1 protein-coding gene is annotated in these 1185 nt (G+C 66.7%); it reads left to right on the forward strand.

The features are described 5' to 3' along the window. Window positions 1-370 precede the first annotated feature (370 nt). On the forward strand, window positions 371-1185 hold an 815-nt coding region (locus tag HNR28_RS18070), incomplete at its 3' end, for an MCP four helix bundle domain-containing protein (protein ID WP_184143109.1).

Here is a 1185-nt window from a genome sequence, read left to right on the forward strand (position 1 = left end):
GCCCCGCCACGACGCCCCGGCCGATGCGCCCGCGCCGCGCGCGGCCGCGAAGCCGGCCCTGCGCGCGCCCGGCAAGCCCGCTCCGGCCTCGGCCGCCACCGAGGAATGGACCGAGTTCTAGCACGAGCCTCAAACCTGGGCAGGGGCCGACCGCCCCGGGCCTGCGCACCGCGGGCCGCAGGCCGGCCATTTTCTTGACCCGCAGCATCTTTCCGCCCGTTTCCGACCGAACTGTGGCAGCACCGGGCGGCTGTTAGCCGATTTGAAAACGGAACAGCTTCGTACAATCGGACACAAACAATCGTTCGATCCGCAGCGGAAGGCTGCCAACGCGGGTTCAGGAGACATCCAGCCATGACGCGAGTACATCATGCGTAATATGAAGATCGGCACCCGACTGGCCCTGGGCTTCGGGCTCATCATCATCCTGTTGCTCATCATGTCGGCCATCGGCGCCTGGCGCATGATCGACAGCCAGCGGGCCAACGACAATCTCGAAGAACGGCAGACCGCGAACGCCCTGATCCTGCAATGGGCCCGCCAGGTGGAAGTCAACGCCAACCAGGCCCTGGCCGCCGCCAACCTGACCAATCCGGACGTGCTGGCGGTCTTCAAGAAGGGCATGGATACTTCGGACCAGAATGCGACCGACATCCGGGCGAAGATCGAGACCATGATCTCCACCCCCGAGGCCAAGACGCTGTACGACAACGCGATGAGGGTCCGCGAGGCCTACATCCAGGGCCGCACCCAGGCCTTCAAGGATCTGGACAACGGCGACTACGCCAAGGCCGATACCTTCTTCAACCAGGAAATGCCCAAGATCACGGCGCAGTACATCGCCGAGATCGACAAGCTGTCCCAGTTCCAGAGCAACGTCGTCGCCCGCCTGTTCGGCGAAAGCGAGCAGGACACCCGGCTGGGCCTGACCGTGCTGGCCGTGGCCACGCTGCTGGCCCTGATCCTCGGGCCGCTGTTCGCCTGGCGGGTGACGCGGTCCGTCACCCATCCGCTGCGGCATGCCGTGAAGCTGGCGGAAGCCGTGGCGCACCGCGATCTCAGCGCCGACGTCGTCGCCCGCGGCAGCGACGAGATCGGCCAGCTGCTGAGCGCGCTGGCCACCATGACGCGCAACCTGCGCAGCGCCATGACCGAGGTGCGCACCGGCTCGGACGCCATCGCCTC

The sequence above is a fragment of the Castellaniella defragrans genome (genome assembly GCF_014203015.1).
GTDB classification, from domain to species: Bacteria; Pseudomonadota; Gammaproteobacteria; order Burkholderiales; family Burkholderiaceae_B; genus Castellaniella; species Castellaniella defragrans.